This window comes from Stenotrophomonas sp. CCNWLW162 (assembly GCF_037203745.1).
In the GTDB taxonomy this organism is placed as follows: Bacteria; Pseudomonadota; Gammaproteobacteria; order Xanthomonadales; family Xanthomonadaceae; genus Stenotrophomonas; species Stenotrophomonas maltophilia_AQ.
In genome coordinates, this window is sequence record NZ_JBBCBL010000007.1 from 30,664 (window position 1) to 44,204 (window position 13,541).

Genomic DNA, 13,541 nt, shown 5'->3' on the forward strand with positions numbered 1-13,541 from the left:
CCGCGGGGGCTTCCAACTGGGCGTCGGGTTCGGGCTAGAATCGGGAACTCACCCTCCCTTAACGTGGATGTCGTCAATGCGCCGTTATGCCCATTGCCTGATCCTGCTGATGATGCCCTTCGCGGCGTCTGCGACAGCAGCGCTGGACGACAGCCGCGGCGCTTGCGTGTCCTCCAATGGTGATGCCGCCTCGCAGCGCGCACCGACCGCAACCGCCTCGGCAGCCACCACCAAGCCGGCACCGGTACGCCCGGCCGCCAGCAGCGCCACCAGCACCGGTGGCGGTGGCAGTGACGACGACGTGCTGCAGCGCATCCGCGCACCGAAGTGGCACAGCTACCTGCCGGGAATGTTCCGCTGATCAAGTCGTTGCTGCAGTGGCTGCGGCCTGCGCCGCGGCCGATTGACGATGCGCTTTGGGATGACGCCTGCCGCCGCGCGGCCTGGCTGCACGGCCTGGACGACGAACGCCGTGCGCGCCTGCGCGTGCTGACCACGCGCTTCCTGCACGAGAAGACCATCACGCCGATTGGTGACCTGCAATTGCAGGCCGGCGATGGTGTGCTGCTGGCGGCGCTGTGCTGCCTGCCGCTGCTGGAGTTCGGCGAAGTGGGCCTGGAAGGCTGGTCGCAGCTGATCGTCTACCCCGATGCGTTCCGCGTGCACCGCAGCCACATGGATGCGGCCGGCGTGCTGCACGAGTGGGATGACGAACTGATTGGCGAATCGTGGGACAGCGGTCCGTTGATCCTGTCCTGGGCCGACGTGCAGGCCGACCTGGCCGCACCGCACGAGGGTTACTGCGTGGCCGTGCACGAAATGGTGCACAAGCTGGATGCGCTGGATGGCGCGATGGACGGTACGCCACCGCTGCCACGCGAATGGCAGCGCGAGTGGGCGGGCGTTTTCCAGCGTGCCTTCGACGCCTTCTGTGCGCAGGTGGATGCAGGCGAGGAAACGTTGATCGATCCGTATGCGGCCGAGGCGCCGGAAGAGTTCTTCGCGGTGGCCAGCGAATACCACTTCTCCGCGCCGGATCTGCTGCATAAGGCGTTGCCGGAGGTGGCCGCGCAGCTGCGGCGGTTCTATGGCGAGCCGCCGGCGTTCGAAGAACGGTAGTGCCGGCCGCTGGCCGGCAACCTGGGACTGCCATCGAAGATCATGAGGTTGCCGGCCAGCGGCCGGCACTGCCGGAACACCATGCGTTGTTGCGCCAGGCGATGCCCGGCGGGCGGGAGCGCGCGGCTTACGGCCCCGGCGGCAGTTGCACCTCAAAGCGGGCGCCGCCGAGTTCACTGGAACGGCCCACGGTCAGCTCGCCGCGGTAGTCCTTGATCAGGTCCTGCACGATCGACAGGCCGATGCCGTGGCCCTGCACGCGCTCGTCGCCACGCACGCCACGCTGCAGCACCTTGCCGATGTCGTCCGGGGCGATGCCCGGGCCATCGTCGTCCACCGCCAGCAGCAGGCCGGCGCGGCGCGCGTTCGGTGCCGGCAGCGGCTGCGCGGTCAGCAGCACGCGGCGGTTGGCCCACTTGAAGGCATTCTCCAGCAGGTTGCCCAGCAGTTCCTGCAGGTCACCCGGTTCGCCGTGGAAGCGTGCGGCCGGGTCGATATCGAATTCGCACAGCACGCCCTTCGAGGCGTAGACCTTCTCCAGGCCACGCACGATTTCCTCGGCGTTGGATTCAATCGGCAGCGGCGCGGAGAACAGCTTGTGACCCGACGACGCCGCACGTGCCAGCTGGTAGGAGACCAGGTTGTTCATGCGCTGCAGCTGCACGTCCAGTTCCTCGCGCAGCGCGCCGTCGCCCGCGCCGCTGTCCATCTGCGTGCGCAGCACCGCGATCGGCGTCTTCAGGCTGTGCGCCAGATCGGCCAGGGTGTTGCGCTGGCGCTCCAGGTTCTCGCGCTCGCTTTCAATGAAGGCGTTGATGCTGTCGGTCAGCGGCTCCAGCTCGCGCGGGTGGCGCTCGCTCATGCGCGCGGTCTCGCCACGCTGCACCTTGGTCAGCTCGGTGATCACGCGGCGCAGCGGGCGCAGGCTCCACTGCAGAATGACGGTCTGCAGCAACAGCAGGATCAGGCCGATGCCGCCCAGGTAGAACCAGACCCGGCCACGGAACACACGCAGCTGCGCACCCAGCGCGCGCGAGTCTTCCATCACATAGATGGTGTACGGGAACTCGGTAGCGGGGTCGGCGTCGGCGTCCCACACCAGGCCCAGGCCGTAGCGGTATACCGAGCCCTGGCTGCCGTCGATCTGGATCATCGGCAACGGGCCTTCGAACACTTCCTGGCGCGGCGCCAGCAGGCCGCCGCCGACGGTGGGCAGCATCGGGCCTTCGGCAGACATCGAATTGCCCTTGCCGTGCGGCATCACCACCTGCAGGTACAGGCCGCTGCCCGGCACATCGAAGCGCGAATCCGGCGGCTGCTCGCGGATGTACAGCGAGCGGTCGCGGGTGAAGTCGATGCCGGCCGCGTACGCGGTGGCGTAGTTCTTCAGGCGCTCACGCAGGTTCGCCTTCGCCGTATCGGCGAAGGCGGCATCGAGCGCGTAACCGGCCAGTGCCAGGAACGCGACCAGGCCCACGGACGCGGCGAGCATCTGGCGCGCCTGCAGTGAGCGCGGCCGCCAGCGTCGGAAGAACCACAGACGGCCGGACATCGTGTTATCGCCAGGGTGAGCCGGCTCAGCCCTCGTTGCGCGGAATCGCGAAACGGTAGCCGCGACCGCGCACGGTCTCGATCGGCTTCAGTTCGCCATCCGGGTCCAGCTTCTTGCGCAGGCGGCCGATGAAGACCTCCAGCACGTTCGAGTCGCGGTCGAAGTCCTGCTGGTAGATGTGCTCGGTGAGGTCGGCCTTGGAGACCAGTTCACCGGCGTGCATCATCAGGTACTCCAGCACCTTGTACTCGTAGCTGGTGAGGTCGACATTGCTGCCAGCCACGCTGACGGTCTGGGCAGCCAGGTCCAGGGCAACCGGGCCGCATTCCAGGGTCGGCTTGCTCCAGCCGGCGGCGCGGCGCAGCAGCGCGTTGACGCGTGCCAGCAGTTCTTCGACGTGGAACGGCTTGACCAGGTAATCATCAGCGCCCTGCTTCAGGCCCTCGACCTTGTCCTGCCAGCTCGAACGCGCGGTCAGGATCAGCACTGGGAACTTCTTGCCTTCGTCACGCAGGGCCTTGATCAGCTCCATGCCCGACATCTTGGGCAGGCCGAGGTCGATGATGCCGACATCGAACGGGACTTCGCGCCCCATGTAGAGGCCTTCCTCGCCGTCCTGCGCAGCATCGACGGCAAAGCCTTCGCGCTTGAGCCGGGCTGCCAGGGTCTCACGCAGCGGGGCTTCGTCTTCGACCAGAAGGATACGCATGAACTCTCCCTAGTGTCCTGGGTGTGGCCCGGAGGCCTGTGGGGTACGGGTTGATAGCGACGACTATCCCTGTTCAGGGGTTATCGCCGCGTAGTGATGACATATCCGACCGCGGCGTGCGCGGCTGTGAACGCGACGGCGCGGGGTCGTCCATGTAGCGGACCCGGCCCCGATCGTCCATGTACTTCACCCGGTTGATATCACGACCATCGAACGGCACGCGCTCGGCGCCGAGGATGTGCCCGCCGGTGGTGCGCTGCACGCGGCGCACGGCATCGGACAACGAACGCTCGTCGCCACGGCCACCGCGCTCGCCCCGCTCCATCATCTCCGCCCGCCCCTGGTCGCCGCGCGGCGGCTGTTGCGCCAGCGCCGAAGACAGCGGCGCAGCCGCCAGCACCACGCAGGTGGCCAGGGCAATGCGGCGATGGAAGGGAGCGGAAGACATCAGTGCGATCCTAGCCGAGCACGGCGATTCGTTCAAAAGTCGTAAATCCGGGTGCCGGTTCGGGACCCGGCGCTTTACAAATCTTTTGCAAATTCTTGGTTTGGCGCAGTGAATCCGGTCTGAACTTTTCCGGCTTCAACTCCAAGTCGTTCAGCTAAGTGAACATTCGGAACGAATCGCCGCCCCTTGTCAAGTCAGGAATGTGATTGCGGTCACGCTACGGCGCGATCAGATGCACGTTCGGTGACCGCCAGCGCCTGCTCGATCAGCCGCCAATCGGCGCCCGGGCGGTGTGCGCCCTCACTCAGCACCTGGCGGAACGCGCGGCCACCGGGCTGGCCATGGAACAGGCCAAGTACGTGGCGGGTGATGTGCTTCAGCGCCAGGCCTTCGCCCAGTCGCGCTTCCACGTAGGGCCGCAGCGCGCGCAGCAGGTCGGCACGGGCCTGCAGCGGGGCGCCGGTATGCAGCGCCTCCAGCTGATGCAGCAGATAGGGATCGTGATAGGCCGCGCGGCCCAGCATCACGCCATCGACGTGCGCGGCCTGCGCCTGCACCGCCTCGAGGCTGGCCAGGCCGCCGTTGATCACCACCGGCAGTGCCGGGCGCTCCTGCTTCAGGCGGTAGGCCCAGTCGTACTTCAGCGGCGGAACCTCGCGGTTCTCCTTCGGCGACAGGCCCTTCAGCCACGCGTTGCGCGCATGCACCACCACCATCGCCGCACCGGCGGCAACCTGGCGGTCGACGAAGGCGGCGAACACGTCGTAGTCGTTGTCCTCGTCCACGCCCAGGCGGCACTTCACCGTCACCGGGATATCAACCGCATCGACCATGGCCGCCACGCATTCGGCCACCAGTACCGGCTCGCGCATCAGGCAGGCACCGAAACGGCCGGCCTGCACGCGATCAGACGGGCAGCCGCAGTTGAGGTTGACCTCGTCGTAGCCCGACTCGGCGGCGATACGCGCGGCCTGCGCCAGCAGCGCCGGATCACTGCCGCCCAGCTGCAGCGCCAGCGGCTGTTCGCTGCGGTCGAAGCCGAGCAGGCGCTCGCGATCGCCGTGGATGACCGCGTTGGCGTGCACCATTTCCGTGTACAGGCGTACGCCCGGAGCCAGCACGCGGTGGAACACGCGGCAATGGCGATCCGTCCAGTCCATCATCGGGGCGACGGACAGGCGCAGGGAATCGGCGTAACGGGCGGTGGCGGACGTCATCGGAGCGTTGATCGTGGAGACTGGCATTGCCAGTGAGATCAATAGTTTACACCGCGTGGCTGAATGCGCGCGGTCAGCCGCGTTGCGAGCGCCGGTTGGGCGCGGTTCCGGCTGGCGGCCGGGGCGGGCCGGGCGGCGGCGGCGGACGCTTCCTGCCCTCGGGGAGCTTGGGGTTCGCGTTCTCCATGGATACGACCAGCTGGTCCAGTGGTGGGTTGGAACCCTTCCTCAACTTAGCCATTGTCTGTCTCCTGGAGAATCTCGACCCACTGCACATCCACTGCGTGAATCAGTATGCCATCGAGCTGCGGAAGCTCGACCACGGCGGGGCTGCCCACGAGATGCGCTGCTGGATCGGCACCTTCATCGGGTGGATCCGCATCCACCAGCCAGGCCGGCATCTGCATGTAGAACTGTCCCGCAGCGGGGCTGATCGGCCACTCCTTGGGGTAGCCGGTCAATCGACGGCCATCCTTCAGTTGCAGCACCACGAAGGCAGGACGCGTACCCAGCACGCAGTATCACTCGCTCGGGTGGGACGTACGCGTGGTGAAGCCTGCGCGGCGGAGCCCCGCGTGGAAAAAGTCCTTGTTCGCAGCGAGGGCCAATCCTGCCCCCAGCAGTCCAGCGAGGACAAAACCCCAGAGCAGGCTGCTGGACTCGGTCCAGGTGCCCAGCACAAAGCAGCGACCAGCCAGCAGGAGCATCAGTTCGGTGAACTTGACCAGCGCCTGTACTACGAAGGTGAACACCAGCGCTTCCACGGTCCTTTCGAACTGCGGTGGCTTGGGGTGTGAAGTCAGCCCGTAGAACACCCAGGCTGCCAGAAAGCCCGGCAGCAGAAAGGTCAGCAGCGTGGTGGCGTTGTTGAAGAGCGAATCCATTCCGGCAGAAGTATTCCGTCGTGAGGATCACAACGAATCACGATCACGGCGATTCTTCCACCCGATGTGGGGTTCACAGGCTGAAGATGCAGCAACCCCAACAGCAGCCATGGCGTTGCAGTTGCTCCACGAGAGCCGATAGCGTCAATGCGCGCTGCCAGCAGTGCCTTTGCCACCCACCTGTTCGACGAGGGTCTGGCTGGCCGCATTGAGCCCCACCACTGTCACCTCCGCACCGTGCGCGGCCAGCTTTTCCTGCGCCCGCTCCAGCGCGGCCACGGCAGTCAGATCCCACAGGTGGGCATCGCGCAGATCAATCTGCACCTGCGGCGCCACGTGCTGGTAATCGAACGCCGCACCCAGCTGCCCCGCTGAGGCAAAGAACACCTGCCCACGCACGCGGTAGACCTGCATGTCACCGGCATCGTTGCGCTGCACATCCAGCATGCGGCCAACCTTGCGCGCGAAGAGCACTGCCGACAGCAGCACACCGCTGAGCACGCCCTTGGCCAGGTCGTGGGTGGCAACGGTGACCACCACGGTCAGCAGCATCACTGCTGACGAACTACGCGGATGCGTGCGCAGGTCGCGCAGCGAGCGCCAGCTGAAGGTGCCGATGCTGACCATGATCATTACCGCCACCAGCGCGGCCATCGGGATCTGCCGCACCAGGTCGCTGCCGTACACCACCAGCACCAGCAGGAACACGCCTGCCACCAGGCAGGACAGGCGGCCACGTCCACCGGAGGTCACGTTGATCACCGACTGGCCGATCATCGCGCAGCCGGCCATGCCACCGAGGAAGCCGGTGACCGTATTCGCCACGCCCTGGCCGACGCATTCGCGGTTGCGCTCGCTGGGCGTTTCGGTGATGTCCTCGACGATCTGCAGGGTCATCATCGATTCGAGCAGTCCGACCACCGCCAGCGTGGCCGACACCGGCAGCAGAATGCGCAGCGTCTCCCAGGTGAGCGGCACATCGGGGATGAGGAAATGCGGCAGGCTGTCGGGCAGCTGGCCCATGTCGCCGACGCTGCGTACGTCCACGCCGAAGCCGATCACCACGGCGGTCAGCACCACAATGGCCACCAGCGGCGACGGCACCGCGCGGGTAACGCGTGGCAGCAGGTAGATGATCGCCAGCGCGGCGGCGCACAGCACGTAGACCGTAGGGCCGCGTCCGATCAGCTCGGGCATCTGTGCCAGGAAGATCAGGATCGCCAGCGCGTTGACGAATCCGGTGATGACCGAGCGCGAGACGAAGCGCATCAGCGAGCCGAGCTTGAACACACCGGCCAACACCTGCAGCAGGCCGGCCAGGATGCTGGCGGCGAACAGGTACTGCAGGCCATGGTCCTTGACCAGGTCGACCATCACCAGCGCCATCGCACCGGTGGCGGCGGAGATCATGCCGGGTCGGCCGCCAGCAATGGCAGTGATGACGGCAATGGAGAACGCCGCATACAGGCCGACCTTGGGGTCGACGCCGGCGATGAGCGAAAAGGCGATCGCCTCGGGAATCAGGGCCAGGGCGACGACGATACCGGACAGCAGATCGCCACGGATGTTGCCGAGCCATTGCTGGCGCAGGGGGTAGGACGTTTGCATGGGAAAACTCCGCGCGTATGCGGGCGTGGCCGCAAGGCGCTGCAGTGGGATACACGGGTTCCTGAGCCGGTGCCGGGGGCACGGCCGGACCATCGACGTTGCGCGCGCCAGAAGAGGCGACGGTCAACCGAGGGCGGCAGGGGTCAGGGTGGCGTGATCACTGCTGGGAGGTGTGGGTGCGTGGGAGGGGCGCAGTCTACGGGAAGCGGCCCCACGGGGGTAGCGCGGATGGCCGGCGAAGGCAGCGAAACGCAGCAGAGCATGGCTCCGCTCTACAATCACAGCATGGCCGCCAACCGCCCGCACTTCTTCGACCCCGCCACCGAACAGGGCGTGCTGCGCCTGTCGATCGCCGCCTCGCTGCTGCTGGCCGCGGCGGCGGTGGTGTTCGGCCTGCTGGCCAATTCCTCGCTGATCATCTTCGACGGCATCTACGGCCTGATCGACGTGGTGATGACCTGGCTGTCGCTGCTGGTGGCGCGGCTGATCGCGCTGTCCACCCAGACCGACGCACTGCAATCGCGGCTCAACCAGCGCTTCACCATGGGCTTCTGGCACCTGGAGCCGATCGTGCTGGGGGTGAGCGGCACGTTGATGATCGGCGCCGCGCTGTATGCCCTGGTCAATGCGGTCGATGCGTTGATGTCCGGTGGACGCCATATCGCGCTCGGCCCGGCCATTGCCTTCGCCGGGCTGTCGATCGTGGGCGAAGGCGCGCTGGCCTGGTTCATCCTGCGCGCCAACCGCCGCATCGGCTCGGAGTTCATCGCATTGGACGCGAAGAACTGGGTGATCGCGGCCAGCATGTCGGCCTGCTACCTGCTGGCCTTCCTCGGTGGTGTACTGGTACAGGGCACCTCGTGGGTTTGGATCGGGCCCTACATCGATCCGGCCATCCTCGCCTTCGTCTGCGTGCTGGTGATGATCGCTCCGCTCGGCACCGTGCGCCGGGCGCTGGCCGGCATCCTGCTGGTCACCCCGCCGGAACTGCAGGCCCATGTGGATGCAGTGGCACGCGCGATCGTGGCCAAGCACGGCTTCGTCGAGCACCGCAGTTACGTGGCCCAGGTGGGGCGTGGCGAGCAGATCGAGCTGTTCTTCGTGGTGCCGGAAAACGACCCGCCGCGGCCGCTGGTGGAATGGGACCAGCTGCGCGACGAGATCGGCGATGCACTGGGCGAGGCCTCGCCGGACCGCTGGCTGACCATCATGTTCACCACCGACCGCGAGTGGACGATCTAGGCCGGCAGGACGATGAATCAAGTTTTCCGGACGCATTGCAACCCAACGTACGCGGAAACCGGGCAAAGTAGGCTCCAACGCAACACCCACCCACCGACCAGGAGCATCCCGATGTCCATCGAAAAGGTTCTGTACACCGCCCAGGCCACCTCCACCGGCGGCCGTGAAGGCCGTTCCGTCTCCTCCGACAACGTGCTGGACATCCAGCTGTCGACCCCGCGCGAGCTGGGCGGCGCCGGTGGCCCGGGCACCAACCCGGAGCAGCTGTTCGCCGCTGGCTATTCGGCCTGCTTCCTGGGCGCGCTGAAGTTCGTCGCCGGCCAGGCCAAGGTCGCGCTGCCGGCCGACACCACCGTGACCGGCAAGGTCGGCATCGGCCAGATCCCGACCGGCTTCGGCATCGAAGCCGAGCTGACCATCAATGTGCCGGGCGTGCCGCGCGAGCAGGTGGAAGAGCTGGTGCAGAAGGCACACATCGTGTGCCCGTACTCCAACGCCACCCGCGGCAACATCGACGTGACGCTGATCGTTGCCTGATGCGGCCAGGGTCAGAGCCCTTTGCCACCGGCAAAGGGCTCTGACCCCATCGCGGAGTATTCGGGGGTCAGAGCCCTTTCGCGTTGCGAAAGGGATCCGACCCCAAAAAAATGGGCGGATGCCGGTCGAAACCGAGCATCCGCCCATCCCACCTCGGGTGGGCCCCGGCGCGCGGCCGGGGACGCATTCGCTTACTTCTCGCTCGTAATGAGCTGCACGACGCTGGAGAAATCCAGTTTGCCGCGGCCGGCCTGGTGGTTCATCGAGTACAGGTTGCGGGCCACTTCTCCCAGCGGGATCGAGGCGCCGACACTCATCGCCGCCTCCACCGCCAGGCCCATGTCCTTGAGCATCAGGTCGCTGCCGAAACCACCGCTGTAACCACGCGACGCCGGGGCGTTTTCCAGCACACCCGGCCACGGGTTGCACACTTCAGTGGCCCAGCTGCGGCCGGTGCTGACGGCCATCATCTGCGACAGCACCTTCGGGTCCAGCCCGTGTGCCACGCCCAGTGCGATGGCTTCACCGGTCACCGCCATGATCACGCCCAGCGCCATGTTGTTGCACAGCTTGGCGACCTGGCCGGCACCACTGGCGCCCACGTGGAAGATGTTCTTGCCCATCGCCTGCAGCACCGGACGGGCGCGCTCCAGCGCGTCCTCTTCGCCACCGACGATGAAGGTCAGGGTGCCGGCCTGCGCACCGGCGGTACCGCCGGACACCGGCGCGTCGATCATCTGCAGGCCACGTGCGGCGGCGGCTTCGGATACCTTGCGGGCGCTGGCCGGGGCGATCGTGCTGCAGTCGATGACCAGCGCACCGGCCGGGATCGCGGCGAGGATGCCGTCGTCGCCCAGGTACACGCCTTCGACGTGGCGACTGGCCGGCAGCATCGAAATCACCACCTCGGCATCGGCCAGGGTTTCGCGCGCCGACGCGACCGCGCTGGCACCGGCATCGACGGCGGCCTGCACCGCGGCCGGGACCAGATCGAACACGCGCACGGTGTGGCCGTTCTTGACCAGGTTGGCGGCCATCGGGCCACCCATGTTGCCCAACCCGATGAATGCAATGCGGCTCATGCAAGGCTCCTTTCAACAAGGGGAGTGCCCAGGTCGGCCAGCGGATGCGCGGCATCGGCCCAGGGGGAAGCGAAGAAGGTGTCGGCCCACGCGCCGGTGGCCTCGGCCAGGGTGGCCGGGTTCCACTGCGGATTGCGGTCCTTGTCGATCAGCAGCGCGCGGATGCCTTCGGCGAAATCACCGTGGGCGGCGCAATGCAGGGCGACGATGTACTCCAGGCGGTAGATCGCGGCCAGGTCCTGGCCGGCACTGCGTCGCTGCAGCTCGTACGACAGCCGTGCCGAGCCGGGTGCACCGGCGGCGAGGGTCTTCTGTGCGGCCTGCAACCAGGCATCGTCGGTCTGCAGGCCGGCAATGCGCGCAATGATGGCCTGCAGGTCATCACCTTCGCACAACGCATCAACCTGCGCCGCATTGGCCAGCAGCGGGCCGGTGGCGGCGTCACTGGCATGCGACTGCAGCAGATGGCTGAGCCGTTCGTGGTTGTGTGCGGCATCGCGGGACCACGCGACCTGCAGCAGCGCATCGAACACCGCGCTGCGGCGTTCTTCGGCCACATGCACATCGGCCAGGCCGGCGTAGATCGCATCGCCCGAGTTCAACAGCGCGCCGGTCAGCGCCAGGAACAGGCCGCCCTTGCCTGGTACGCGCGGCAGCAGCCAGCTGCCACCGACATCGGGGAACAGGCCGACGGTGATTTCCGGGAAGGCCAGCTTGGAGCGTTCGCTGACCACGCGGTGGCTGGCGCCGGACATCAGGCCGATGCCGCCGCCCATCACGATGCCGTGGCCCCAGCACAGGATCGGCTTGGCGTAGGTATGGATCAGGTAGTCGACGCGGTACTCGACGTCGAAGAACTCGGCGGCGTAGTCGTTCCCGCGGATATCGCTTTGGCCGGCGTCGCGGTAGGCACGCATGCTCTGGTACAGGCTGTGCAGGTCACCGCCGGCGCAGAACGCCTTCTCACCGGCGCCCTGCAGCACCACCATGGCGATGGCATCGTCGTCGGCCCAGGCATTCAACTGCTTCAGCAGCAGGTGTGCCATCGGCAGCGAGAAGCCATTGAGCGTGCGCGGTGCGTTGAGCGTGGCGATGCCGATGCGCGTGCCATTGCTGGCCACGCGCTCTTCGAACAGGACCGGTGCTTGTTCGGCAACGGTGTCGGTTGTCATGCGTTTTTCCACTGCGCGGCGCGCTTTTCAAGGAAGGCACTCACGCCCTCGACCTGGTCGGCGGTGTCGAACAGATCGACGAAGGCCTCGCGCTCGGCCACCAGCGCCGACGCATGGGTGCCGGTGCGCGTGGACTGCACCAACGTCTTGCAGGCGGCAATGCTGGTCGGGCTCTGCTTGCCGGCCTTCTTCGCCCATTCCAGTGCCAGCGCCTTGGCTTCGCCCTTGCCGACCTTTTCTTCGGCCAGGCCAATGCGCAGTGCGGTCTCGGCGTTGATGCGCTCGCCCAGCAGGATCATGCGCTTGGCCCAGCCCTCGCCGACCAGGCGCGGCAGGTTCTGGGTGCCACCGGCGCACGGCAGCAGGCCGACGGTGGCCTCCGGCAGCGCGACCTGGGCATGGTCTTCGATGATCCGCAGGTCACAGGCCAGCGCGCATTCCAGGCCGCCGCCCATGGCATAGCCGTTGATCGCGGCGATCGACACGCCACGGAAACCGGACAGCGCCTCGAAGGCTTCGCCGAAGCGGCGTGCCGCTTCGCGTGCGGCAGCCTTGTCGCCGGAAGCGAACTGGTTGAGGTCGGCACCCGCGGAGAAGAACTTCTCGCCATCACCGGTGATCACCAGCGCGTAGATGTCGCGGTCTGCGTTGAGCGCGCCCACCAGGTCGCGCAGCGCCGAAAGGCTGTGCACGGTCCAGGTATGCGCCGGCGGGTTGTGCAGGGTGACGACGGCGGTGTGGCCATCGGCCTCGACCTTCAGGCCCACGTGTTCCTGGGTACGCCAATCCTTCATCGCAGTTCCTCTTCGGTGTTGAGCAGGTGACGGGCAACGATCACCCGCATGATCTCGTTGGTGCCTTCCAGGATCTGGTGCACACGCGAATCGCGCAGCAGGCGTTCGATCGGGTATTCGCGGATGTAGCCGTAGCCGCCGTGGATCTGCAGCGCTTCATTGCAGACGTTGAAACCGGCATCGGTGGCGAAGCGCTTGGCCATCGCACACCACACATTGGCATCGCTGGCACCGGCGTCGAGCTTGCGCGCAGCCGAATGCACCATCTGCCGGGCGGCCACCAGTTCGATGGCCATGTCGGCCAGCTTGAACTGCAGCGCCTGGAAATCAGCCAGCGCCTTGCCGAACTGGCGGCGCTCGCCCATGTAGCGGCGCGCGGCATCCAGCGCGCCCTGCGCGGCACCCAGCGAGCAGGCGGCGATGTTGATGCGGCCGCCGTCCAGCCCCTTCATCGCCAGCTTGAAGCCCCCGCCTTCCTCTCCCAGAAGGTGGCTGACCGGTACGCGGACGTTTTCGAAGGTGATGCCGCGGGTGGGCTGGCTGTTCCAGCCCATCTTCTCTTCCTTGCGGCCGAAGCTGATGCCCGGCAGGTCCGCCGGCACCGCAATGGCGCTGACACCGCCAGCACCGGCACCACCGGTACGCGCCATCACCACCAGCAGTTCGGTGGCACCGGCGCCGGAAATGAAGGCCTTGGATCCGTTCAGCACATAGAAGTCACCGTCGCGTACGGCGGTGGTCTTCAGCGAGGCTGCATCCGAACCTGCGCCCGGTTCGGTCAGGCAGTACGAGGCCAGCTTGCTGCCCGAGGACAGATCGGTTCCCCACGCATCGCGCAGCGCCGGCTGGCCCCACTTGGACACCATCCACGACGCCATGTTGTGGATGCTGATGTACGCCGCGGTCGACGGATCGACGTTGGCGAGCTCCTCGATGACGACGGCGGCGTCCAGTCGGCTCAGGCCGCTACCGCCCACTTCCGGGTCCATGTACAGACCGCAGAAGCCCAGTTCACCGGCCTTGGCGATCGCCTCGCGCGGGAAGATGCCCTCCGCATCCCATCGCGCGGCGTGCGGTGCCAGTTCGGCCTGTGCGAAGTCGCGCGCCGCCTCGCGGTACGCCTGCTGCGCTTCTTCCAGTTCCGTCGTCATCGAGTGGCTCATGGCTGCTCCTGCCG

Annotated in this window: 15 protein-coding genes; 4 read left to right on the plus strand and 11 right to left on the minus strand. The window is 66.9% G+C overall.

What is annotated here, in order from left to right; genetic code table 11:
• The first annotated feature begins 76 nt into the window (after positions 1 to 76).
• On the plus strand, positions 77 to 361 hold the full coding sequence (locus V9K93_RS17220; RefSeq protein ID WP_014645622.1) for a hypothetical protein: 285 nt from the start codon (positions 77 to 79) through the stop codon (positions 359 to 361).
• On the plus strand, positions 328 to 1,119 hold the full coding sequence (locus V9K93_RS17225) for a M90 family metallopeptidase (RefSeq protein ID WP_337302925.1): 792 nt from the start codon (positions 328 to 330) through the stop codon (positions 1,117 to 1,119). The genes V9K93_RS17220 and V9K93_RS17225 overlap by 34 nt, the downstream gene beginning before the upstream one ends.
• 127 nt (positions 1,120 to 1,246) lie before the next feature.
• On the opposite strand, the gene V9K93_RS17230 is transcribed toward V9K93_RS17225, so the two are convergent.
• The 7 genes from V9K93_RS17230 to V9K93_RS17260 all read right to left on the minus strand — a co-directional run bounded on the left by V9K93_RS17230 (position 1,247) and on the right by V9K93_RS17260 (position 7,537).
• Positions 1,247 to 2,671 carry an ATP-binding protein gene (locus tag V9K93_RS17230; RefSeq protein ID WP_041864616.1) on the minus strand — a complete coding sequence of 475 codons (1,425 nt, stop codon included), beginning with the start codon at positions 2,669 to 2,671 and terminating at the stop codon, positions 1,247 to 1,249.
• 25 nt (positions 2,672 to 2,696) lie between these two features.
• Entirely contained in the window at positions 2,697 to 3,380 is a 684-nt protein-coding gene (locus tag V9K93_RS17235) for a response regulator transcription factor (protein WP_004136763.1), read from the minus strand.
• A gap of 73 nt (positions 3,381 to 3,453) precedes the next feature.
• The gene (locus tag V9K93_RS17240) at positions 3,454 to 3,828 is read right to left on the minus strand and encodes a hypothetical protein (protein WP_005407693.1); all 375 of its coding nucleotides are present in this window, start codon (positions 3,826 to 3,828) and stop codon (positions 3,454 to 3,456) included.
• A 212-nt stretch (positions 3,829 to 4,040) separates the two neighbouring features.
• The gene (gene dusA / locus V9K93_RS17245) at positions 4,041 to 5,072 is read right to left on the minus strand and encodes a tRNA dihydrouridine(20/20a) synthase DusA (protein WP_136639110.1); all 1,032 of its coding nucleotides are present in this window, start codon (positions 5,070 to 5,072) and stop codon (positions 4,041 to 4,043) included.
• 206 nt (positions 5,073 to 5,278) lie between these two features.
• A complete protein-coding gene (locus tag V9K93_RS17250; RefSeq protein WP_337302926.1) occupies positions 5,279 to 5,560 on the minus strand; it encodes a hypothetical protein in 282 nt (93 codons plus the stop codon).
• 6 nt (positions 5,561 to 5,566) lie between these two features.
• Positions 5,567 to 5,929, minus strand: coding sequence for a hypothetical protein (locus V9K93_RS17255; RefSeq protein ID WP_337302927.1), 363 nt, complete (start codon positions 5,927 to 5,929; stop codon positions 5,567 to 5,569).
• Positions 5,930 to 6,073: 144 nt separating this feature from the next.
• On the minus strand, positions 6,074 to 7,537 hold the full coding sequence (locus tag V9K93_RS17260; RefSeq protein WP_136639109.1) for a SulP family inorganic anion transporter: 1,464 nt from the start codon (positions 7,535 to 7,537) through the stop codon (positions 6,074 to 6,076).
• 261 nt (positions 7,538 to 7,798) lie between these two features.
• Here V9K93_RS17260 and V9K93_RS17265 point away from each other — a divergent pair, with 261 nt between their 5' ends.
• Positions 7,799 to 8,779 (plus strand): cation diffusion facilitator family transporter, encoded by a 981-nt coding sequence (locus V9K93_RS17265; protein ID WP_337302928.1) that lies wholly within the window; start codon positions 7,799 to 7,801, stop codon positions 8,777 to 8,779.
• A 111-nt stretch (positions 8,780 to 8,890) separates the two neighbouring features.
• Positions 8,891 to 9,316, plus strand: a complete 426-nt coding sequence (locus tag V9K93_RS17270) for an organic hydroperoxide resistance protein (protein ID WP_004153735.1) — start codon at positions 8,891 to 8,893, stop codon at positions 9,314 to 9,316.
• Between the two features lie 191 nt (positions 9,317 to 9,507).
• Here the strand turns inward: V9K93_RS17270 and mmsB are convergent, their stop codons facing one another.
• Genes mmsB through V9K93_RS17290 form a run of 4 tightly spaced genes read right to left on the minus strand, consistent with a single transcriptional unit; the run spans position 9,508 to position 13,527 of the window.
• Positions 9,508 to 10,398 (minus strand): 3-hydroxyisobutyrate dehydrogenase, encoded by an 891-nt coding sequence (gene mmsB / locus V9K93_RS17275; protein WP_337302929.1) that lies wholly within the window; start codon positions 10,396 to 10,398, stop codon positions 9,508 to 9,510.
• Positions 10,395 to 11,570: an enoyl-CoA hydratase/isomerase family protein gene (locus V9K93_RS17280; RefSeq protein WP_136639107.1), complete on the minus strand. Its 1,176-nt coding sequence runs from the start codon at positions 11,568 to 11,570 to the stop codon at positions 10,395 to 10,397. Before V9K93_RS17280 ends, mmsB begins: the two co-directional genes overlap by 4 nt.
• On the minus strand, positions 11,567 to 12,364 hold the full coding sequence (locus tag V9K93_RS17285; RefSeq protein ID WP_136639106.1) for an enoyl-CoA hydratase: 798 nt from the start codon (positions 12,362 to 12,364) through the stop codon (positions 11,567 to 11,569). The genes V9K93_RS17280 and V9K93_RS17285 overlap by 4 nt, the downstream gene beginning before the upstream one ends.
• Complete coding sequence (locus tag V9K93_RS17290) at positions 12,361 to 13,527, minus strand: acyl-CoA dehydrogenase family protein (RefSeq protein WP_046984532.1); 1,167 nt, start codon at positions 13,525 to 13,527, stop codon at positions 12,361 to 12,363. The genes V9K93_RS17285 and V9K93_RS17290 overlap by 4 nt, the downstream gene beginning before the upstream one ends.
• Positions 13,528 to 13,541: the final 14 nt, after the last annotated feature.